This window comes from Novosphingobium rhizosphaerae (genome assembly GCF_050920675.1).
GTDB lineage: Bacteria > Pseudomonadota > Alphaproteobacteria > Sphingomonadales > Sphingomonadaceae > Novosphingobium > Novosphingobium rhizosphaerae.
On record NZ_CP137861.1, the window covers coordinates 4,000,965 to 4,022,830 of the forward strand.

At 65.9% G+C, this 21,866-nt stretch carries 16 protein-coding genes; 10 read left to right on the plus strand and 6 right to left on the minus strand.

Annotation, left to right across the window (positions count from 1 at the left end; translation table 11 throughout):
- Positions 1–96 precede the first annotated feature (96 nt).
- Positions 97–1,131 carry a LacI family DNA-binding transcriptional regulator gene (locus R9J51_RS18075; protein WP_168556897.1) on the minus strand — a complete coding sequence of 345 codons (1,035 nt, stop codon included), beginning with the start codon at positions 1,129–1,131 and terminating at the stop codon, positions 97–99.
- A 370-nt stretch (positions 1,132–1,501) separates the two neighbouring features.
- Here R9J51_RS18075 and R9J51_RS18080 point away from each other — a divergent pair, with 370 nt between their 5' ends.
- The 5 genes from R9J51_RS18080 to R9J51_RS18100 all read left to right on the plus strand — a co-directional run bounded on the left by R9J51_RS18080 (position 1,502) and on the right by R9J51_RS18100 (position 11,487).
- Entirely contained in the window at positions 1,502–4,333 is a 2,832-nt protein-coding gene (locus tag R9J51_RS18080; RefSeq protein ID WP_168556896.1) for a TonB-dependent receptor, read from the plus strand.
- A gap of 94 nt (positions 4,334–4,427) precedes the next feature.
- Positions 4,428–5,948, plus strand: coding sequence for a tryptophan halogenase family protein (locus tag R9J51_RS18085; protein WP_179505294.1), 1,521 nt, complete (start codon positions 4,428–4,430; stop codon positions 5,946–5,948).
- Positions 5,945–7,795, plus strand: a complete 1,851-nt coding sequence (locus R9J51_RS18090) for an alpha-amylase family glycosyl hydrolase (RefSeq protein WP_179505295.1) — start codon at positions 5,945–5,947, stop codon at positions 7,793–7,795. The genes R9J51_RS18085 and R9J51_RS18090 overlap by 4 nt, the downstream gene beginning before the upstream one ends.
- Positions 7,792–9,417, plus strand: a complete 1,626-nt coding sequence (locus tag R9J51_RS18095) for an alpha-amylase family glycosyl hydrolase (RefSeq protein WP_179505296.1) — start codon at positions 7,792–7,794, stop codon at positions 9,415–9,417. Before R9J51_RS18090 ends, R9J51_RS18095 begins: the two co-directional genes overlap by 4 nt.
- Before the next feature lie 6 nt (positions 9,418–9,423).
- Positions 9,424–11,487 carry a glycoside hydrolase family 97 protein gene (locus R9J51_RS18100; RefSeq protein WP_179505297.1) on the plus strand — a complete coding sequence of 688 codons (2,064 nt, stop codon included), beginning with the start codon at positions 9,424–9,426 and terminating at the stop codon, positions 11,485–11,487.
- A 498-nt stretch (positions 11,488–11,985) separates the two neighbouring features.
- Here R9J51_RS18100 and R9J51_RS18105 read toward each other — a convergent pair whose 3' ends face one another.
- Positions 11,986–12,429 carry a c-type cytochrome gene (locus R9J51_RS18105; RefSeq protein ID WP_179505298.1) on the minus strand — a complete coding sequence of 148 codons (444 nt, stop codon included), beginning with the start codon at positions 12,427–12,429 and terminating at the stop codon, positions 11,986–11,988.
- A 142-nt stretch (positions 12,430–12,571) separates the two neighbouring features.
- Positions 12,572–13,549, minus strand: coding sequence for a GAF domain-containing protein (locus R9J51_RS18110; RefSeq protein WP_168556889.1), 978 nt, complete (start codon positions 13,547–13,549; stop codon positions 12,572–12,574).
- Positions 13,550–13,774: 225 nt separating this feature from the next.
- Between R9J51_RS18110 and R9J51_RS18115 the strand changes: the two genes are divergently transcribed.
- Entirely contained in the window at positions 13,775–14,824 is a 1,050-nt protein-coding gene (locus R9J51_RS18115; protein WP_179505299.1) for an aldo/keto reductase, read from the plus strand.
- Positions 14,825–15,021: 197 nt separating this feature from the next.
- On the opposite strand, the gene R9J51_RS18120 is transcribed toward R9J51_RS18115, so the two are convergent.
- Positions 15,022–15,204, minus strand: coding sequence for a Flp family type IVb pilin (locus R9J51_RS18120; RefSeq protein WP_168556887.1), 183 nt, complete (start codon positions 15,202–15,204; stop codon positions 15,022–15,024).
- A 223-nt stretch (positions 15,205–15,427) separates the two neighbouring features.
- Entirely contained in the window at positions 15,428–15,892 is a 465-nt protein-coding gene (queF, locus tag R9J51_RS18125) for a preQ(1) synthase (RefSeq protein WP_168556886.1), read from the minus strand.
- A 192-nt stretch (positions 15,893–16,084) separates the two neighbouring features.
- On the opposite strand from queF, the gene R9J51_RS18130 reads away from it, so the two are divergent.
- The 4 genes from R9J51_RS18130 to R9J51_RS18145 all read left to right on the plus strand — a co-directional run bounded on the left by R9J51_RS18130 (position 16,085) and on the right by R9J51_RS18145 (position 20,564).
- Positions 16,085–17,341 (plus strand): hypothetical protein, encoded by a 1,257-nt coding sequence (locus R9J51_RS18130; RefSeq protein ID WP_179505300.1) that lies wholly within the window; start codon positions 16,085–16,087, stop codon positions 17,339–17,341.
- Positions 17,342–17,461: 120 nt separating this feature from the next.
- On the plus strand, positions 17,462–18,319 hold the full coding sequence (gene sseA, locus R9J51_RS18135) for a 3-mercaptopyruvate sulfurtransferase (protein ID WP_168556884.1): 858 nt from the start codon (positions 17,462–17,464) through the stop codon (positions 18,317–18,319).
- 53 nt (positions 18,320–18,372) lie between these two features.
- Complete coding sequence (gene metC / locus R9J51_RS18140) at positions 18,373–19,620, plus strand: cystathionine beta-lyase (RefSeq protein WP_179505301.1); 1,248 nt, start codon at positions 18,373–18,375, stop codon at positions 19,618–19,620.
- Entirely contained in the window at positions 19,617–20,564 is a 948-nt protein-coding gene (locus tag R9J51_RS18145; protein WP_179505302.1) for a mechanosensitive ion channel domain-containing protein, read from the plus strand. The genes metC and R9J51_RS18145 overlap by 4 nt, the downstream gene beginning before the upstream one ends.
- Here the strand turns inward: R9J51_RS18145 and R9J51_RS18150 are convergent.
- Positions 20,532–21,812: a chloride channel protein gene (locus tag R9J51_RS18150; protein ID WP_432787648.1), complete on the minus strand. Its 1,281-nt coding sequence runs from the start codon at positions 21,810–21,812 to the stop codon at positions 20,532–20,534. The genes R9J51_RS18145 and R9J51_RS18150 overlap by 33 nt on opposite strands.
- Positions 21,813–21,866: the final 54 nt, after the last annotated feature.

Genomic DNA, 21,866 nt, shown 5'->3' on the forward strand with positions numbered 1-21,866 from the left:
CCGCCTGCCGCGATGCGCCAGAGCGACCGCAGGAGCGAGATGCATACGAATGCTATGCGTTGGCCAGGGGGTGGAACCCTCGCGCTGGCAGCAATGCTACCCCCCGCTGCTCGCCCGCACCACCAGCCGGGTGGGCAGCACGGCGGGCGGCGGAATGCGCTCCTCGATTTGCGCAAGTACCGATTCCACCAGGGCTTCCCCTGCCAGGCGGATGTCCTGCACCACGGTGGTGAGCGGGGGATTGGCAAAGCCCGCGGCGGGAATATCGTCAAACCCCACGATCGCCACGTCGCCGGGTACGGCCAGCCCGGCATCGGCCAGCACGCGCTGCGCGCCGATGGCGATCAGGTCGCTGGCGGCAAAGATGGCATCGAACGCCACCCCGCGCGAGAGCAGCGTGCGCGCCGCGCCATGGCCGGATTCTTCCGAACTGATCGCATCGACCACCAGCGCCGGGTCTTGCGACAAGCCCGCTGCCGCCAGCGCGCGCAGCAGGCCTGCATGGCGTTGTTCGAATTCGGGATAATGGCTGTCGGCCTGGCCCAGGAATGCGATGCGCCGGCGGCCCCGCGCGATCAGGTGCTCGCCCGCCAGCCGCCCGGCACCGAAATTGTCCGATCCCACCGTGGCGCCGATCGTGCCCTGGTCAACCGAACCCCAGCGCACGAAATGGGTGCCGGCCTTCACCAGTTGGCGCAGGCGGCTTTCATAGAGGGTATAGTCGCCATAACCCAGCAGGATCAGCCCGTCGGCGCGGTGGCTTTCCTGATAGCGGCGGTGCCAGTCGTCCTCCAGTTTCTGGAACGAGACCAGCAGGTCCAGCCCCTTGGCCGCGCAATGCCGGGTGATCGAGCCCAGCATCGAAAGGAAGAACGGGTTGATGTTGGATTCATCGGGCGTGGGATCTTCGAAAAACAGCAGCGCCAGGGTGTTGGAGCGCTGCGTGCGCAACGAAGAGGCGTTCTTGTCCACCGTGTAATTGAGCTGGCGGGCGATCGCCTCGATCTTTTCGCGCGTGGCCTTGCTCACCGATTTGCTGCCGCGCAGCGCCCGGCTGACGGTGGGCTGCGAAACCCCGGCCAGGTAGGCGATTTCGAAACTGGTCGGCTTGTTCGAAGGCTTGCGCCCCATGGCGTGCTCTCCCACCCCGGATTGTTACCGCGCACATTATGCATAATTTCTAATTTATGCAACAACGCGTGAGCATATGCCCTGCCAATGGCATGATCTTCAAATCTATACATATGGAAAAAAAGACATTTTTTCGCATAAGCGAAATATGCCGGAATGCATGGTATACGTATGCCTTATTCGCTCCGGCCTTGCTTGGGCGTAGTTTGTAAACAAGCGAGATCCGGTGGAACCAGGTGTCACACATGCCGCCCAGCGGGATGGATGAACCTGGCGGGTATCGCGCATATGCCGATCGCCCAAATGGCGATGGGCCCGCCAACAAGGTTCGTGGCCGGTAAGAGTGCCGGCTGGGGGAGTGGAAGGTATCATGGCACATCACGCAGTTTCTGCGGGCGGCTTGCGCTGCTCGCTGGTCGCGCTGGCGACCGTTCTGGCCGGCAGCAGCCCGGCTCTCGCTCAGGAAGCGGCACCCGCGACGGCGCCGCAGGCAACCGCAGATGCCACTCCCGAACAGGGCGCCATCGTGGTTTCGGGTATCCGCGCCTCGCTCAATGCCTCGGCCTCGATCAAGCGCAATTCGATCGCCATCGTCGAAGCGGTTTCGGCCGAAGACATCGGCAAGCTGCCCGACGTCTCGATTGCGGACTCGCTCGCCCGCCTGCCCGGCGTGACCGCGCAGCGACTGGAAGGGCGCGACCAGCGCCTGTCGATCCGTGGCCTTGGCCCGGATTTCTCCACCACGCTGCTCAACGGCCGCGAACAGGTGACCGTGGGCGATAACCGCGGCGTCGAATACGATCAGTACCCGTCGGAATTCTTCAAGAACGTGGTCGTCCACAAGGCCGCCGATCCTTCGCTGATCGCGGCGGGCATTTCCGGCACGGTCGATCTGCGCATGCTGCGTCCGCTCGCCCAGGCCGGCCGCGTCATCGCTGTGCAGCTGCGCGGCCAGATGAACGGCATGAAGAAGCTCAACCCTGATGGCCAGCGCTATGGCTATCGCGCTTCGGCCACGTATGTGGACAAGTTCGCCGACGACACCTTCGGCATCGCCATCGGCGTTTCGGCCACCTCGGCCCCGTCGCAGGACGAACGCTACAACGCCTGGGGCTTCCCCACGCTGTCCGATGGCAAGACCCTGATGCTGGGCGGCGCCAAGCCCTATGTGCAGTCCAACCTGCTCAACCGCTATGGCGCGGTCGCCACGCTGGAATACCAGCCCAACGACAACTGGCACTCCACGCTCGACGTGCTCTATTCGCACTTCAAGGAAACGCAGCACCTGCGCGGGATCGAATTCCCGATCTTCCCCGATTGGTCGGGCCTGGGCGGCGGTGACACCACCACGATCCAGCCGGGCTACACGGTGAAGAACGGCTTCGTCACCGATGCCACGATCACCAACGTCAAGGCGGTGATGCGCAACGACTATAACCAGCGCAAGGCCGACAACCTGTCGATCGGCTGGAACAACGTGTTCGGCCTGTCCGACACGATGCACCTGACGGTCGATGCCAGCTACAGCCACGCCAAGCGCACCGACTTCCTGCTCGAAAACTATTCGGGCACCGGCTATATCACCGGTGGCGCGCGCGACACGCTGCACATCACCCAGAACAGCAACGGCACGTTCGATATCGTGCCCACGCTCGACTATGGCAACGCGGCGAATTTCGGCATCACCGATCCGCGCGGCTGGGGCTACAACGGCACCACCGCCGTGGTCCAGGCCGGCTTCCTCAACAAGCCCAGCTTCAAGGACGATCTGGCCTCGCTGCGTGCCAGCCTGGATGGCGAATTCGCCTCGGGCGGGTTGCTCAAGGGCTGGGAAGTGGGCGCCAACTACAGCTATCGCAAGAAGACCTCGGCGTTCACCTCGTACTTCCTGTGCCCCAAGGGCGGCGGCACCGGTTGCACGCCGGGCAGCGGCACCACCACGTTCGCGCCCATCCCGCAGGCCGCCGTCATCGGCACGGTTCCGCTCGCCTACCTCGGCGTGCCGCGCATGCTCGCGCTCGATCCGATGTACCTCTACAACAACGCGTACAACTCGGTGTACGACAACCGCCCGGTCTCGCTGGTGCGCGACAACTCGGTGACGGAAAAGGTCTGGACCGGCTATGCCATGATCAAGCTGGATGGCGACGTGGGCGGCAAGCGCCTGTCGGGCACCATCGGCGTTCAGGGCATCTACACCGACCAGAGCAGCAAGGGGTCGCTCTCGAACTTCGACAGCACCACCGGCGCGGTGATCGTGACGCCCGCCACCGGCGGCGCCAAGTACTGGAACGTGCTGCCCAGCGCCAACTTCGCGCTGGAACTGGCCCCGGCCACCTACCTCAAGCTCGCCGGCTCGCTCACCATGGTGCGCCCGCGGCTTGACCAGGAACGCGTGAACCAGGAATTCTCGATCAACCCGACCAACATCGGCTCCACCGATCCGACGCGTCCGTTCTTCAGCTCGAACGGCGGTAACGCAGCGCTGCGTCCCTACAAGTCGGCCAATCTCGACCTGTCGGCCGAGCACTACTTCGCCAAGGGCGGCTATGTGTCGGCAGCGCTCTATTACAAGCGCCTGACCGACTTCGTCGATCCCAACAACTCCTACGCCTATGATTTCAAGTCGGTCGTCGCCAGCCTGCCGGCCGCGATCCGCGACCAGATCGCCACCACGATCGGGCCGGTGACGGCGCCGGGCAACACCGGCAAGGGCACGGTCAAGGGCGCCGAAGCGACGGCTTCGCTGCCGTTCGGCATGTTCACCCCGGTGCTCGATGGCTTCGGCGTGTTCGGCTCGGTCAGCTATACCGACAGCCGCATCGTCTTTGCCAAGAACCCGGACGATCCGATCACGCTGCCGGGCCTCTCCAAGTGGGTGGCCAATGCCTCGGTCTATTATGAAAAGGCCGGGTTCCAGGCGCGGGCGAACTATCGCTTCCGCTCCAGCTTCCTGGCGGAAGTGGCGGGTCTTTCGGCCAATCCCACCTATCGCACGGCCAAGTCGGAAGGCATTCTCGATGCGCAGATCGGGTATGAATTCCAGCCCGGTTCGTCGCTGGCGGGTCTGGCTGTCATGTTCCAGGCCAAGAACCTCACCGATCGTCCGTTCATCACCTACCAGAACAACGATCCGCGCCAGGTGATCGATTACCAGCGCTATGGCCGCGATTTCTATCTGACCGTAAGCTACAAGCTGTAAGTTCCCTCCGAAAGCGGGTGGCTCTGCCGGGCCACCCGCTTTCAACCCCCAGGGTGCGAAACGTCGTCACGCTCTAACCGGAAGGCGCCCGGCCATGGACAGCCAAGCAGCACGTTCGATCACCATCGTGGGCGGTGGCACCGCCGGCTGGATGTGCGCGGCGGCCCTGGCCCATTTCGTGGGCGAAAACACCCGTATCACCCTGGTCGAAAGCGATGCCATCGGCACCATCGGCGTGGGCGAGGCCACCATTCCCCAGATCCGCATGTTCAACCAGACGCTGGGGATCGACGAGACCGATTTCATCCGCGCCACGGGCGCCACGTTCAAGCTGGGCATCGAATTCGCCGGCTGGCTCCGCCCCGGCCACAGCTATCTCCACGCCTTTGGCGACGTGGGCCGCGACATCGGCCTGGGCGGCTTCCGCCATTTCTGGTCGCGCGCGCATCGCCTGGGCCTGGCCCGCCCGCTGGGCGATTACAGCGTGAATGACCTGGCCGCCCGCGCCGGCAAGATGCACGACGGCGCCCCGCTGACCAACCGCAACGTGCCCGCCGTTCCCCACGCCTTCCATTTCGATGCCGGGCTCTATGCCGCCTACTTGCGCCGCTACGCGCAAAAGCATGGCGTGGTCCGCCAGGAAGGCACGATCGTGTCCGTCGCACGCGATGGGCAGAGTGGCGATGTCACCACCCTCACCCTGTCCGATGGCCGCGTGGTGGCCGGTGACCTATTCATCGATTGCTCCGGCCTGCGCGCGCTGCTGATCCAGGACACACTGGGCGTCGGGTTCGACGATTGGTCGCACCTGCTGCCCGCCAACAGCGCCGTGGCCGTGCCCAGTGAACGGACCGCACCGCTCACGCCCTATACGCGCGCCACCGCCCACGCCGTCGGCTGGCAATGGCGCATCCCGCTGCAGCACCGCACCGGCAATGGCCGCGTCTATTGCAGCGCCTTCATCAGCGATGACGAAGCCGCCGCCGGCCTGCTCGCCAATCTCGACGGTGCCCCGCTCGCCGACCCGCGCGTGATCCGCTTTGCCACGGGTCGCACGCGCCAGGCCTGGTCGCACAACGTGATTGCCATGGGCCTGGCCAGTGGGTTCCTCGAACCGTTGGAATCCACCTCGATCCACCTGATCCAGTCGATGATCGCGCGGATCATGGCGTTTGGCCCCACCTGCCGCCCGGCGCCTGCCGTGCGCGCCACGTTCAACCGCCAGTTTGCCGACGAGATGGAGCGCATCCGCGACTTCATCGTGCTGCATTACTGGGCGAACGAACGCGAAGAACCGTTCTGGCAGGCCTGCCGCAGCATGGCCCTGCCCGACAGCCTGGCCGAAAAGATCGAACTTTTCCGCAGCGCCGGGCACCTGTTCCGGGATCAGTCCGACCTGTTCAGCGAAGTGGGCTGGCTGCAAGTGCTGGTCGGCCAGGGCATCGTGCCCGCCACCAGCCACGCCCTGGCCGAAGCGGTCTCGGAAAGCGACCTGGCCGCCTGGCTCGATACCCTGCACACGCTCTATGCCCGTGAAGTGGCCGCCTGGCCCACCCACGCCGATTACATCGCGCGCCATTGCGCCGCGCCTTCCCCACAAGGACTTGTTGCATGATCCTGCGCCGCCGCGCTGCCGCCCTGGCGGCCGCTCTTGCTGCTTCCGCCCTGGCGCCGGCCCATGCCGCGCCCGCTCCCTCTGCCGTGGCCGCGCGCCCAGCGGCGGGCGAGTCGATATATTTTGTTTTGCCCGATCGCTTTGCCAATGGTGACAGCGCCAACGACACCGGCGGCTTGAAGGGCGGGCGCCTGCAAACCGGTTTCGATCCGGCCGACAAGGGCTTTTACCATGGCGGCGATATCAAGGGCCTGATCGCGAGGCTGGATTACATCAAGGGCATGGGCTTCACCGCCGTCTGGGTCGGCCCGGTGTTCAAGAACAAGGCCGTGCAAGGTGCGCCGGGGCAGGAAAGCGCCGGCTACCACGGCTACTGGATCACCGATTTCACCCAGGTCGATCCGCATTTCGGCACCAATGCCGAATTTGCCGCGCTGGTCACCGCCGCCCATGCGCGCGGCCTGAAAGTCTACATGGACATCGTGGTCAACCACACGGCCGACGTGATCCAGTATCGCGAAGCGCCGGCTGGCACCGCCGCCCCCTATCGCGACAAGGCCAGCTATCCCTACAGCCGCAAGGGCGGCCTGTCCGGCCCGGCGATCAACCAAGGCTTTGCCGGGGACGAAGATTCGAGCGAGGCCAATTTCGCCCGCCTCACCGATCCCGGCTATGCCTACACGCCCTTCATTCCCAAGGGCGAAGAGCACGCCAAAGTGCCCGATTGGCTGAACGACGTGCGCTATTACCACAACCGGGGCGACAGCACATTCAGCGGCGAAAACAGCCGCTTCGGCGATTTCGTCGGGCTGGACGACGTATTCACCGAGCATCCGCGCGTGCGCGCCGGGATGATCGCGATCTATGCCGACTGGATCCGCAAGTTCCACGTAGACGGGTTCCGCATCGACACCGCGCGCCATGTCGATCCCGGTTTCTGGCAGGCCTTCATCCCCGCGATGCAGCAAGTGGCCAAGGCCCAAGGCATTCCCCATTTCGCCATCTTCGGCGAAGTGGCGCGCGAAAACCCGGACAACGGCTATATCGCCCGCTTTACCCGGCGCGACGGCTATCCCAACGTGCTCGACTTTGCCTTCCACGCCGCCGTGCGCGCCGTGCTGGCGCAGGGCAAGGGCACCGATGTGCTGGCCGACCTGTTCGATGGGGACGTGCTCTATCAGGGCGGAGACGCGGCCGCGCTGGCCCAGCCGACGTTCATCGACAACCACGACGTGGGCCGCTTTGCCTGGCTGGTGGAGCACGACATGCCCGGCATCGGCCAGGACGAACTGCTCGCCCGCACGGCGCTCGCCCATACCATGCTGCTCACCCTGCGCGGCAGCCCGGTGGTCTATTACGGCGACGAACAGGGCATGATCGGCCATGGCAACGACCAGGCCGCCCGGCAGGACATGTTCGCCAGCAAAGTACCCAGCTACAACGACCAGCCACTGCTTGGCACCACCCGCACCACGACGCAGGACAATTTCAGCCCCGATCACCCGCTCTACCAGCTGATCGCCCGGCTCAACGGCTTGCGCGCCGCGCATCCGGCCTTGGCACGCGGGCGGCAGGTGACGCGCAGCTATGGCGAAAAGCCCGGCTTGTTCAGCGTTTCGCGGTTCGATCCCGTCACGGGCGCGGAATATCTGATTGCCTTCAACACCTCAGGCCAGCCCATCAAGGTGGCCAGCACGATCGGCACGAGCGCGAAAGACTTGCAAAGCCTGTTGGGCCAGTGCCCCGCCCATGTGGCTGCGCCTGGCTCGGTTGTGCTTGACTTGCCCGCTTACGGCAGCGCTGTCTGCCGCGTCCTTCCCACTTCCTCTCCTAAGCAAGGCCAATGACCCAGCAAACGCCCCCGTCTTCCGCCCAAGACCTGCCCTGGTGGCACGGCGCGGCGATCTACCAGATCTATCCGCGCAGCTTTGCCGATTCCAATGGCGACGGCGTGGGCGATCTGGCCGGCATCACCGCCCGGCTCGATCACGTGGCGCGGCTGGGCGCCGATGCCATCTGGATTTCCCCGTTCTTCACCTCGCCGATGCGCGATTTCGGCTATGACGTTTCGGATTACTGCAATGTCGATCCGGTGTTCGGCACGCTCGAGGATTTCGATGCCCTGGTGGCGCGCGCCCACGAACTGGGCCTGAAAGTCACCATCGACCAGGTCTATGCCCACACGTCGGACCTGCACCCGTGGTTCGTGGAAAGCCGGCAGAGCCGCGACAATTCCCGCGCCGACTGGTACGTCTGGGCCGATCCCAAGCCCGATGGCTCGCCGCCCTCGAACTGGCAATCGGTGTTCGGCGGCCCGGCCTGGCGCTGGGACGCGCGGCGCTGCCAGTATTACCTGCACAATTTCCTGGCCGAACAGCCGCAGGTCAACGCCCACAACCCCGCCGTGCAAGAAGCACTGCTGGGGGTGATGAAGTTCTGGCTGGATCGCGGGGTCGACGGGTTCCGCATCGATGCACTCAATTTCCTGATGCACGATCCCACCCTGCGCGACAATCCGCCCGCGCCCGAGGATGGCCGTCGCCGCACGCGCCCGTTCGATTACCAGCTCAAGATCTACAACCAGTCGCACCCCGGCATCGTCACGTTCATCGAACGCCTGCGCGCGCTGTGCGACAGCTATGGCGCGGTGTTCACCGTGGCCGAAGTGGGCGGTGACTTGGCCGAAACCGAAATGAAGGAATACACCGCCGGCCCGGCGCGCCTCAACAGCGCCTATGGCTTCGATTTCCTCTATGCCCCGCAGATCACGCCCGTCATGGTGCGCGATGTCCTGGCCAAGTGGCCCGATGAACCCGGCATGGGCTGGCCGAGCTGGGCGTTCGAAAACCACGATGCGCCCCGCGCCCTTTCGCGCTGGGCCACGCCCGAGGCGCGCGATGCCTATGCCCGGATGAAAGCCGTGCTGTTTGCCGCCCTGCGCGGCAACATCATCGTCTACCAGGGCGAGGAACTGGGCCTCACCCAGGTGGATATCCCGTTCGAGCAGTTGCAGGACCCCGAGGCGATTGCCAACTGGCCGCTGACGCTCTCGCGCGATGGCGCCCGCACCCCGCTGCCGTGGCAGGCGCAAAGCGCGATGGGTGGCTTCACCGCCGGCCCTGCCCCCTGGCTGCCGCTCGGCGAGGAAAACCTGGCGCGCGCGGTAGACCGCCAGGAAGCCGATCCCGCCTCGCTGCTCTCGCTCACCACGCGGCTGCTGCACTTGCGCCGGGAAAGCCCGGCGCTGCGCCACGGCAGCTTCGACGTGCTGCAGGCCGATGCCAGCCTGCTGGTGGCGCGCCGCCGTTTCGGCGGGCAGTCGCTGCTAGTGCTGATCAACATGGCAAACCAGCCGGTCGCCTGGCCGCAGGACGTGGCCGCAGAAGGCACCGTGCTGGTGGCCGAAAACGACGCCAGCCTGGGTTACCTGCCTGGCTTTGCCGCCCTCATCGTCGAAGAGAGGATCTAACCCCCCATGTCCGTTCTGACCCGTCTTGCAGCGCCGCTGGCGCTGACGCTGGCTTGCGCCCCGCTGCCGGCGCTGGCCCAGCAAACCCAGGATGCCCCCGTCACCGCCGCTTCGCCCGATGGCAGCCTGGTACTGACCGTCGCCATCGATGGCGATGGCCGCCCCACCTACAGCCTGTCGCGCAAGGGCAAGCTGCTGATCGGCGCCTCCTCGCTCGGCTTCATCCTCACCGATGGCCCCACCATGGTGCGCGGCAACCACATCGTGGGCAGCGAAAGCGCCAAGCCCGCCGCCACCACCTGGGAGCAACCCTGGGGCGAGCGCCGCTTCGTCACCGACAACCACACCGAATTGCTGGTCAAGTTCAAGCAGGTGCCCGAATGGGGCGGGCGCGAGATGAATGTGCGCTTCCGCCTGTTCAACGATGGCTTCGGCCTGCGCTATGAACTGCCCACGCAAGCGGCGATGACGACGATGAAGATCGCCGACGAGCTGACCGAGTTCAACCTCGCGCAGAACGGCACCGCCTGGTGGATCCCCGGCGGCGAATGGAACCGCTACGAGCAGGTCTACCAAAAGACCCCGATCGACGGCGTGTCCACCGCGCACACGCCGATCACCATGAAGCTCGCCGATGGCACGCACCTCGCGTTCCACGAAGCCGCGCTGGTCGATTATTCGGCCATGTGGTTCAAGCGTATCGATGGCACCAGCTTCCGCTCCACCCTCTCGCCCAATCCGGGCGGGCCGAAAGTGACGCGCGACCTGCCGTTCAACACCCCCTGGCGCACGATCCGCATTGCCGACAACGCCGCCGGCCTGGTCGAAAACGACCTGGAGCTGAACCTCAACGAGCCCAACAAGCTGGGCGATGTCAGCTGGGTCAAGCCGATGAAGTATATCGGCATCTGGTGGGGCATGATCCGCGGCGACTGGACCTGGGCCGAAGGCCCGAACCACGGCGCCACCACCGCCCGCACCAAGCAATACATCGACTTTGCCGCCAAGAACGGCTTCGGCGGCGTGCTGGTGGAAGGCTGGGACAAGGGCTGGAACGGCAACTGGTTCGGCAACGGCAAGGATTTCAGCTATACCCAGGCCACACCCGATTTCGACATCAAGGACGTCACCGACTACGCCCGCAAGAAGGGTGTGGAACTGATCGGCCACCACGAGACCGGCGGCAATATTGCCAATTACGAAGCCCAGCTTGATGACGCGATGAAGCTCTATGCCGCGCTCGGCGTTCATTCGGTCAAGACCGGCTATGTGGCCGATGCCGGCGGCATTCTCGCCCCCGGCGCCACGCCGGGCACTTATGCGATGGCCTATCACGATGGCCAGCGGCAGGTGGAACACCATCTGAAAGTGGTGGAAACGGCGGCCAAGTATCACATCGCCATCGACGCCCACGAACCGGTCAAGGACACCGGCCTGCGCCGCACCTATCCCAACTGGATCGACCGCGAAGGCGCGCGCGGCATGGAATACAACGCCTGGGGGCAGTTCGCCAACGGGCCGAGCCATGAACCCACGCTGGTCTATACCCGCATGCTCTCAGGCCCGATGGACTTCACGCCGGGCGTGCTCAGCCTCGAAGGCGCCAAGCACGCCCCGCTCGCCTCCACGCTGGCCAAGCAGCTGGGCCTTTACCTGGCGATCTATTCGCCGATCCAGATGGCCGCCGATTTCATCGAAACGCTGGCCGCCCATCCCAAGGAACTGGCCTTCATCCGCCAGGTGCCGGCCGACTGGTCGGAAAGCCACCTGATCGCGGGCGAAGTGGGCGAATATGCCATCTTCGCGCGCAAGGACCGCAAGAGCGACGACTGGTACGCCGGCGGCGTCAACGACGCCACCGCCCGCACCGTGACGCTCACCTTCGACATGCTCGACCCCGGCAAGACCTACGCCGCCACGATCTACAAGGACGGCGAAGGCGCGACCTACGAAACCGACGCCCGCCACAGGATCGCCTACGATACCAAAACGCTGAAAAAGGGCGACACCCTCACCCTCTGGCTGGCCCCCGGCGGCGGCACCGCCATCCGCCTCCACCCCACGAAATAAACGCAAAAGCCCTCTCCCCTTCAGGGGAGAGGGTTGGGTGTGGGGGATGCTGGGCGCGGAAAGGGATGGGCTCAGCCAACCAAGCCCAGTGCTTCAAGAAAATACGCCGCACCGATGATCGTGAGCATGGCAAAGAAAAAGATATCGAAGCATCTTTGAGCCTTGAAAACTCTCAAGATCGTCGTGCTTCGGTCGAACCTCGACCAACGCGAACCTGGCCTAAGGTGGCCCGTCCTGGCGATTTCTCGAAGCGCACGAAAAGACGCAACGGTCATCCACCCACCAAAAACCATCAGCGGAAAAGCGAGCCAAGCAGGCATGGCTTAGTCTACGATTTTTTATAAACTTTCACAACACAGTCCTCATCGCGAAGTTTGGTCAGCCCCCTTCGCCACTCTGAACTTGTTTCAGGGTCCAGGGTTCCACCTCGCATAGTGATCCAAGATATTGCCAGCATTCAAGCTGGACCCCGTGTCAAGCACGGGGCGACGACCCATGCTAGCGCCCCTGCGACCGCAAATAGGCAATCACATCCGCTCGGTTGAGCGGGTCGGAAATCCCCCCAAACATCATCGCCGTGCGCGGCACTACCGCCTGGGGATTTTTCAACCAGGCATCGAGCGTCGCATCGTCCCATTTGCCGCCGGCATCGCGCAGCGCGGCGGAATAGCCGAAAGCGGGGCGGTTGCGGCCCATGGGCTGGCCATAGGCGCCGTGCAGGTTCGGCCCGGCCATGTCCGGGCCGCCGGCATCGAAGGTGTGGCAGGCCTTGCACGAGGCGGCCTTGCGATCCCCGATCTGCGGATCGGCCACGCGCATCAGCGCGGCGAGCGAGGGGTTGGGACCGGCCTTGGCCAGCCGCGCATCGTGGGTCTTGTCTCCGCCGCAGGCAGACAGCGAAAGCCCGGCAAGGGCGGCGATCATGAGGCGCAGGCGGATCATGCGCCGGGCCTATGCCGCCGCATGCCCACGCGCGATATGGCATTTTGTCCCGCCGCGCCCAGTTGCACATTTTGCATTGCGCCCATCACACCGGCAAAAAATTTGCTCACAGCCGCGCAAATGGCGGCCGCGCCGGCGCGAATCAGTGCCGCAGCGACAGCCCCACCCGCTCCATCCGGCGGTAGAACGTGGCGCGGCCGATGCCGAGCAGGCGCGCCGCGCTGCTGACGTTGCCGCCTGCGCGGGCCAGGGCCTGGCGCAGCACGGCGCGTTCGCCGTCACCAAAGCAGGCAGGCTGGCCATCGCCCAAGAACTCTCCCAAGGGACGCGGGCTGATCGCCGTGCCCGAACCCAGGCGGAAATGCTGGCGCGCGGCGCGCGTGGCCCCGATTACCAGGTCGTCACGGTCCACCGCCAGCAGGGCATGGCCGCGCGCGGCCGGATCGGTGCCGGCCAGCACGATGCGCGCATCGGCATAGCGGCGGCAGAACAAGTCGCGCTCGATATGCCGGGCCGCGTCCTGCACCAGCGCGGCGATCAAGGCGGCCATGGCGCGATCATGGTCCCCACGCGCGGAAGATATGTCGAGCGCGGCGACCAGGCGCCCCTCGGCGTCGAAAATCGGCGCATCCATGCAACTTACGCCCACGTTGCGGCTGGCAAAGTGCTCGTCACGGTGGATGGTCACCGCGCGTCCTTCTACCAGGCACGTGCCGATGCCATTGGTGCCTTGCGCCGCCTCTGCCCAGGACGCGCCCGGCGCCAGGCCCATATCCTCGAACGGGGCGGCATCGGCATCGCCGGCGCGCCAATCCAGCACCACGCCGCCAGTATCGGCGATCATCACGCAGGCCCCGGCCAGCCCCACGCTGCCGAACAACCGATCGAGCACGGGCGCGGCCACGGCCAGCAATTCGCCGTTGGCGGCGCGCAAGGCGTTGAGTTCGGTCCCACTCAGCCGCTCTGCCGCAGCATCTGGCGCGGCCGGGTCCAGCCCGTGGTGCAGGGCCGAGCGGCACCACGAGGCCGCCACCGCCGAAACCGCCGCGCGCGAGGAATGCACCGCGCTGAGCACGCGGGCGGCATGATCGGGATCGGACACGGGATGCAAAACGGCCATCGGCACTGCCTCTCCATCGGCTGGGCTGCATGATTGCGATGCGGGCCTGCGCCGGCGCTTGTGCGGCACGGCCCCCTTTGCGGCGGGTTTATCTGGCTCCATCACTTCCATTTGCAAGGCATTTCAACCCTTGCCCATTGGCCTTTCGGCCGATGAGAAATCCTCATGTGCTTTTCCGCAATTCCCCGGCAAAGAAGGCGCGGCACCCAACGATGGAGCATTGTCTTGCAAACCCGCAAACTTGGCACGACCGGTCTCGATGTCAGCCTGATCTGCCTGGGCACGATGACCTACGGCTCGCAGAACACGGAAAGCGAAGCCCACGCCCAACTTGACTACGCCGTCGATCACGGCGTCAATTTCATCGACACCGCCGAAGCCTATCCCGTCACGCCGTTTCACAACGACACCATCGGCCGCACCGAGGAACATATCGGCACCTGGCTGGCCCAGCCGGGCAAGCGCGACAAGGTGATCCTGGCCACCAAGGTGGCCGGCCCCGCGCGCGACATGGTGCGCAAGTTCCGCGGCGGCGACAACAAGCTGGACCGGCGCAACATCCTTGCCGCGATCGACGGCAGCCTGGCCCGCCTGCGCACCGACTATGTCGACCTTTACCAGGTGCATTGGCCCGAACGCCACGTGCCGATGTTCGGCGCGCGCGGCCTTGCCCATGTGCAAGACCGCGAAGACCTGACCCCGCTTGAGGAAACGCTCGATACGCTGGGCGAACTGGTCAAGGCCGGCAAAGTGCGCCACGTGGGCGTATCCAACGAAACGCCCTGGGGCGTGGGCGAATACCTGCGCCTTTCCCGCGACAAGGACCTGCCGCGCATCGCCTCGATCCAGAATGCCTACAACCTGGTCAATCGCCTGTTTGAAAACGGCCTGGCCGAAGTGGCCTTGCGCGAAAGCGTGCCGCTGCTGGCCTATTCGCCGCTGGGCGCCGGCAACCTGACCGGCAAGTATCTGGGTGGGGTCATCCCCAAGGGTTCGCGCCGCGACGTGGCCAACCAGTTCACCCGCTACAACACGCCCAACGCCAACGATGCGATCGCGCGCTATGTCGCTATCGCGCACGCCTTTGGCCTGGATCCGGCCACCCTGGCGCTGGCTTATGTCAACAGCCGCCCGTTCGTGGCGGCCAACATCATCGGCGCCACCACGCCGGAACAACTGGCGCTGGCCATTGCCAGCGCCGACGTGACGCTGCCGCCCGAAGCGCTGGCCGCGATCGAGGCGGTCCACGCCGTGCTGCCCGATCCCTGCCCGTGATCGCTGCTGGAATTCCGGCGGAACCGGAATTCCAGGTTGCGGCACCAACCCGCACAAAAAGAAAGGGAGCCATTGCTGGCTCCCTTTCCCTCTACCGTGGATGGCCCACGCCCCGATCCGCACGGATCGTCGCAGGCCCTGGGACAGCCCAGACCAGCGCATCGGCGCGGCCTGGGCCATCAAGCCAGGATCAGGCCTTAGAGGTGGCCGTCCTGCGCGTTGTTCATGTCGTTCGACACGAGGTTGAAGGTGCCCGAGAGCGAGTTGCCCAGCGCGCCCATGGCGGTGATGGCGGCAACGGCGATGAGAGCAGCGATCAGGCCGTATTCGATGGCGGTGGCGCCTTCGGTGTCCTTGATGAGCTTGCGGAAGAAGGTCATGTCCAAGTCTCCTGTTTGAGTAACCCCGCCGCTCTTTTGGCAAAATCCCCCTAACCAATGGTAAATGCCCTAAGGAATTTCACAGGGATGCTGCGTTGCAACACCCTATCCCCGGCGCAACTCGTGGTTAATCTTTTGCAACCAATCCGGCGGCGCCAGCACCCAAGACAAAGGGAGCAAACTGCCCCCTTCATCCAAATCGATACGAAATCAGGAAATTTGCTCAACCGCGGCCCCGATAGCCGGGCACGCCCTGGTCGGGCAGCCACAGGCCGGCGGGCGGCGTAGCCGATTGCCAGAACACGTCGATGGGAATGCCCCCGCGCGGATACCAATAGCCCCCGATTCGCAGCCATTGCGGCTTCATTTCATCGAACAGCCGCTGGCCAATGCCCACGGTCACGTCTTCGTGAAAGCCGTTGTGGTTGCGGAACGAGCCCAGGAACAGCTTGAGCGACTTGGATTCGACGATGGTCTCGCCCGGTGCATAGTCGATCACCAGGTGGGCAAAATCGGGCTGGCCGGTCACTGGGCACAGCGAGGTGAATTCCGGCGCGGCAAAGCGCACCAGATAGAGCGAGCCCACGCGCGGGTTGGGCACATAGTCCAGCACCGCTTCTTCGGGCGAAGCGGGCAAGGCGCTGTTCTGCCCCAGATGCAGCGGAGCCGGGTGATGGGGGTCTGACATGACGGGGGAGTCCTTTCTCTTGGGTCGCGCCATGCACCGAAACCCGCGTGCCAGGCAAGCCGGCGGCTTGCGCCTGCCCATTCAGGCACTATTCAACGCCCTCCGGCCGTATCCGGCCAGAGAGGGCGCGGCAACGGCCCGATCATGCCATAGAGGCGACACATCTTGAGACGAGGCAGTTCAGGCCAGGCCATGCGCGGCATTTCCATCCTTCTTGCATCGACCCGCACCCTGCTGGTCACTGGTACCCTGCTGGCCATGCCGGCCATGGCATCGGCGCAGACCGCTTCGCAGGCCACCCCGCAGGCGGCACCCACGCAGCCCATCGTCTCGGCCGTGCCTACGCCGTCGCTGCCCACGCTCAATTCGCCGACGCCAGCCCCGGCGATCAAGCCGTCAGCACCTGCCGCGTCCACGCTCGTACCGCTGCCCCAGGCGAGCACCCCGGCTGTGGTGCTGCCCCAAGGCACGCCAAACCGTACCGCGCCCACACGCCGCCCGGCGGCGCAGCCCAAGCCGCCCGCTCCCGCACCCGCAGCCGTGGCCACACCCGCTGCATCGGCAACGCCCGGGCCGGAAACGACGCCAACGCCAAGCCTATCGCCTGTGCCCGAGCCATCACCCAGCGCCGCGCCGGAAGCGGCCAGCGACACCCCGGCGCCCGAAACCAGCGCAACGCCTGCCCCGCTTGCCCCCGCCACCGCCAGCGATGGCGCCGCCACGGCATGGTGGCCCTGGGCCGCCGGCCTTGGCGCGCTTGCCGTGATCATCGCCGCGCTGGCGCTGCGCCGCCGCCGCGCCACCCCGGTGCAAGCGCAGCCAACGCCGGCCCCGGCCCCCGCGTCCCGGCCGGCACCCAAGCCCCCCGTGCCCAAGCCCGCGCCCACCCCTTCACCGGCCCCGCAACCCCTGCCCGTACCGCCGCAGGCCGATCAGGCCGCACCAAGTCTTGAACTGGCCCTGCTGGCCGATCGGCTCAGTGCCACGCTGGTCAACGCCACGCTGTCCTGCCGCCTCGTGCTGACCAACCATGGCGCCGCGCCGCTGATCGACCTTGCGCTGTCGGGAGACATGACCTCGGCCCATGCCTCGCGCCCGATGGACGAACAACTGGGCCTGGCCGGGCCCGAATTGCCGCCACTGCGCCTGGTGGAGCAACTGGCACCGGGCGAAAGCGTTACCGTCGCTGCGGAAATGCGCCTGCCGCTGTCATCCATCCTGACGATTCGCGCTGGCGCGGCGCAATTGTTCGTGCCGATCGTGCGCGCCAGCGTCTGGGCGACCAAGGCCGACGATGGCGGCGCGCAGCACGCCCACGGTGCGTTCCTGGTGGGCCAACCCGCCGCCCCAGGCGATCAGGCGGCGCGGCTGCAACCTTTCCGCCTGGACCAGGGTCCCCGCGTGTTCGACGCGCTCGACCAGCGCGCGATGCCGCTGCCGGCGTTGTAATGCCGAAACGGCACACGTCGATTGGCCATTTTTGCAATCGACGCCACCGCGCTTGGGCTTTAAGTTCGGTCCCCAAAATGAACCCGCGCCAGACGGGTCGCACGCAGGCAGGAGAAATTCATGGAACCGCTGGTCTCCACCCAATGGCTCGCCAACGAGATGGGTGCGAGCGATCTGCGCATCGTTGATGCCAGTTGCTTTTTGCCCGAACACCGGCGCGATCCCGCGCTGGAATATGAAGCGTGCCATATTCCCGGCACGGTCTTCATGGATCTGGGCAACCTGGTAGACAGCGCCACCGGCCTGCCCAACACGCTGCCACCGGCGGAAAAATTCGCCAGCCGGATGCAAAGCCTGGGCCTGGGCGACGGCAGCCGGATCGTGCTTTACGATGACAGCCCGATCAAGTCGTCGACCCGCGCGTGGTTCCTGCTCACCCTGTTCGGCGCGCAGAACGTGGCCTTGCTCGATGGCGGGATCGCCAAGTGGAAAGCCGAAGGGCGGCCCTGCGCCCAAGGGCGCGAAACCCTGCGCCACCGCCATTTCACCGCCTGGAGCGACTTGCGCGCGCTGCGTTCCAAGGATCAGGTCATGGCCAACCTGGCCAGCCATGCCGAACAACTGGTCGATGCGCGCGGCGCCGGGCGCTTTACCGGCGAGGTCAAGGAAACCAACCCTGCGCTGGCCAGCGGCCACATCCCCGGCGCGCGCAACGTGCCTTATGCCAGCCTGTTTGCCCCCGATGGCACCTGGAAAAAGCCCGAAGGCCTGCGCGCCGCCTTTGCCGATGCCGGGGTTGATCTCGGCCGGCCGGTCATCGCCAGCTGCGGTTCGGGAATGACGGCCAATGTCGTGATCTTTGCCCTGCACCTGCTCGGCAAGAGCGACGTTGCACTTTACGATGGCAGCTGGAGCGAATGGGGCGCCGATCCCGCCACCCCCAAGGAAACCGGCCCGGCCACCTGCCTGGTAGACTGACGCAACGGTATGCAGGCTTTCGGATCGAGCGCAACTGTGCTTTGCACGCGGGCATGACTGCCCCTTCCGATACGCCGCCGCAAGACAGGCCGCTTCAAACCGCCACCCGAATCGTTGCCGCTGGCCGCCGTCCGGAATGGACCGGCACGGCCGGCCATCCCGGCGCCGTCGTCAACCCCCCGGTCTGGCGCGCGAGCACGCACCTTTACCCGGACATGGCCGCGCTGCGCAGCCATCCCGGCAATGCCGACGGGCATTTCTATTACGGCCGGCGCGGCGCGCCCACGCAATGGGCCCTGGCCGAAGCGCTCACCGAGCTGGAGCCGGGCGCGCAAGGTGGCGGCACCGTGCTTTATCCCTCCGGCGTCAGCGCGATTGCCGGCGCGCTGCTCACCGTGCTGCGCCCCGGCGACACCCTGCTGCTCACCGACAATGCCTATGAACCCAGCCGCGCCATGGCGCGTGGGCTGCTGGCCGATTTCGGGGTGAAGACGATCTGGTTCGATCCGATGGACACCACAGCGTTCACCGCGCTGTGCCCCGGCGCTGCAGCCGTGCTGCTGGAAGCGCCGGGCAGCCTGACGATGGAAGTGCCCGACATGCCCGCCCTGATCGGCGCGGCCAAGGCGCAGGGCCTCACCGTCCTGGTGGACAACACCTGGGCTTCGCCACTCGGCTTTGCCCCGCTGACCCATGGCGCCGATATCAGCATTGCATCGCTGACCAAGCACGTCAGCGGCCATTCCGACGTGGTCATGGGCAGCGCCACCGCCGCGGCCCCCTGGTATGGCAAGCTGCGGCTGCGCAGCCAGAACCTGGGCCTGGTGGTTTCGCCCGACGATGCGGCGATGATGCTGCGCGGCCTGCGCACCATGGGCCTGCGGCTGGAAGCGGCAACGGCGGGTGCGCTCAGCGTGGCGCAATGGCTGGCCACGCGGCCCGAAGTGGCGCGCGTGCTGTGCCCGATGCTGCCGGGATCGCCGGGCCATGAATATTGGCGGCGCGATTTCACCGGCGGGTGCGGCCTGTTCAGCTTCGTGCTCAAGGGCGGCACGGCCAAGGCGCGCGATGCCCTGATCGATGCGCTCACCTTGTTCGGCATCGGCTACAGCTTTGGCGGGTTCGAAAGCCTCGCCACCCCGGTCGATCCCGCCGCGATCCGCACGGCCAGCCCCTGGCCGCGTCCCGACATGGACAGCGCAGATCGCTTTGGCGTGCGCCTGGCCATCGGTCTGGAAGACGCGGGCGACCTGATCGCCGATCTGGAACAGGCCCTGGCCGCCTGGGCTGCCGCACAATGAGCTGGATGAGCCGCAAGGCGCACCACCAGGTAAACGATTTCCTCCAGTCGCTCGACGATCTGGGCTTTGATATCGGCCATTACCACATCTCGGTGTTCAACGCCGCCAAGATGGTGCTGGTGGTCGTGGCCATGTTCATGCTTGCCCGCCTGGGCAGCAAGCTGGCGCGCTATTTCTTTGCCCGCGCCACCAGCCTCGATTCCACCCAGCAGGTGCTGGGGGAAAAGATCGTCTCGCTCATGGTCTGGGCGCTGGCGTTCTTCATGGGCATCGACCTGCTCGGCATCAATTTTACAGCGCTCACGGTCTTTTCCGGCGCCTTTGGCCTCGCCATCGGCTTTGGCCTGCAAAAGACCTTCGGCAACCTGATTGCCGGGCTGATCCTGTTGATGGACCGTTCGATCAAGCCCGGTGACGTGATCGCCATCAACGATGGCAAGGGCAACACCGTGGGCCAGGTGCGCAAGATCGGCATCCGGGCGGTTTCGGTGGCCACGCGCGATCATCGTGAATACCTGATTCCCAACGAAATCCTGATGACGACCCAGGTCGAAAACTGGTCGTACTCCAACACCCAGATCGTGCTGACCATCCCGATCAGCGTGGCCTATGGCACCGATATCGACCTGGCCGAAAAACTGATGCTGGAGGCCGCCCGCGCCGCGCCGCGCGTGCTGCCCGAACCGGGGCCGTCGGTCGTGGTCACGGCGCTCGGCGTGAACGGGATCGAGATGGCGATCTATGTGACGATCGAAGATCCCGAAGAAGGTACGGCCAACGTGCGCAGCCAGGTGTTGCGCGCGTTGTGGCGACTGTTCCAGCAGCACGACGTGGAAGTGCCTTTTCCGCAATCGGACGTGCGCCTGCGCGATACCGCCGCGCTGCGGGCATTGCTTGAACCGGCGCCGCCGTTACAGCCAGACGCGGCGCACGGCCCGCAGTGATGCGCCGCCGCTGCGGCGTGGCCACTTGGGCCGGGCGATCCGCTGCGAAAGATAGATGCCGCCGTGGCCCGAGGCGAGATAGGCGCTGACGCAAGCCACGATCAGCGCCGGCGCCGCATCGATGCCGAACAGTTCCAGCCCCATCACCGCGCAGGCGACCGGGGTATTCGCCGCCGCACCGAACAGCGCGATCATGCCCATCGCGGCCATCAACGGCACCGGCAGCCCAAGCACGGGCGCCAGGGCGGAACCAAGCCCTGCACCGATGAAGAACAGCGGCGTCACTTCGCCGCCCTTGAACCCGGCGCTCAAGGTCGCCACGGTAAAGACCAGCTTGATCAGCCAGCTCCAGCGATCGGGCGGCGCCACGAAGAAACCCGGCAGGGTCGGTGCACCCGGATGGGCCGAGAGCACGCCAAGGCCAAGATAGTCCTGCGTGCCGAACGCAAATGTCAGGCCAATCACCAGAGCCCCGCCGATTGCCGGGCGCCACAGCGGATTGGCCACAAAGCGCTTGTACAGGTCGGCAAAACCATGGTTCGCCTCGGCAAACAGGCGCGCCACGGCCCCGCTGGCCACGCCCACCAGTGCGGCCTTGGCCAAGAGCGTGGCAAAGCCGGCCAGATTGGCCAGCGGCTCGGTCAACGGCAAATCGACGTGTGGATAGGGTGTGTGATGCGCGCCCCACAGGCGGCAGGCGAAATCGCCGGCCAGCGCCGCCGCCAGGCACGGCACCAGCGCGGCCAGGTCCAACCCGCCGAGCGCCAGCACCTCGATCGCGAACACCGCACCGGCCAGCGGGGTGCCGAACACCGCACCAAAGCCGGCGGCCACGCCGCCCATCAACAGCAGGCGCCGCGCCTTGCCCGTCAGCGCCAGCCGATCGACCAGCCCGTGCGCCAGGCTGCCGCCCAGTTGCACCGCCGTCCCTTCGCGCCCGGCCGATCCACCGAACAGGTGCGTCGCCACCGTGCCGATCACCACCAGTGGCGCCATGGCCAGGGGCACGCCACCGCCGGGCTCGTGAATTTCGTCCAGGATCAGGTTATTGCCGCCTTCGGCCCGCGCCCCGAACCGACGATAGAGCCAGGCCACGCCCACCCCGCACAGCGGCAGGCCATAGAGCAGCCAGGGCGCGGCAAAGCGTGTCCGCGTGGCCGCGTCCAGCGCCCACAGAAAGCCAGCGCAGGCCGTGCCCACAGCCAGGGCCATGGCAAGCAGCGCCAGCACGAAGCGAAGGCGGGTCATCAAGACGGGAGAACGGGTGAAAAATGCGCGCACGATTCCTCCTGTTGCACGGGC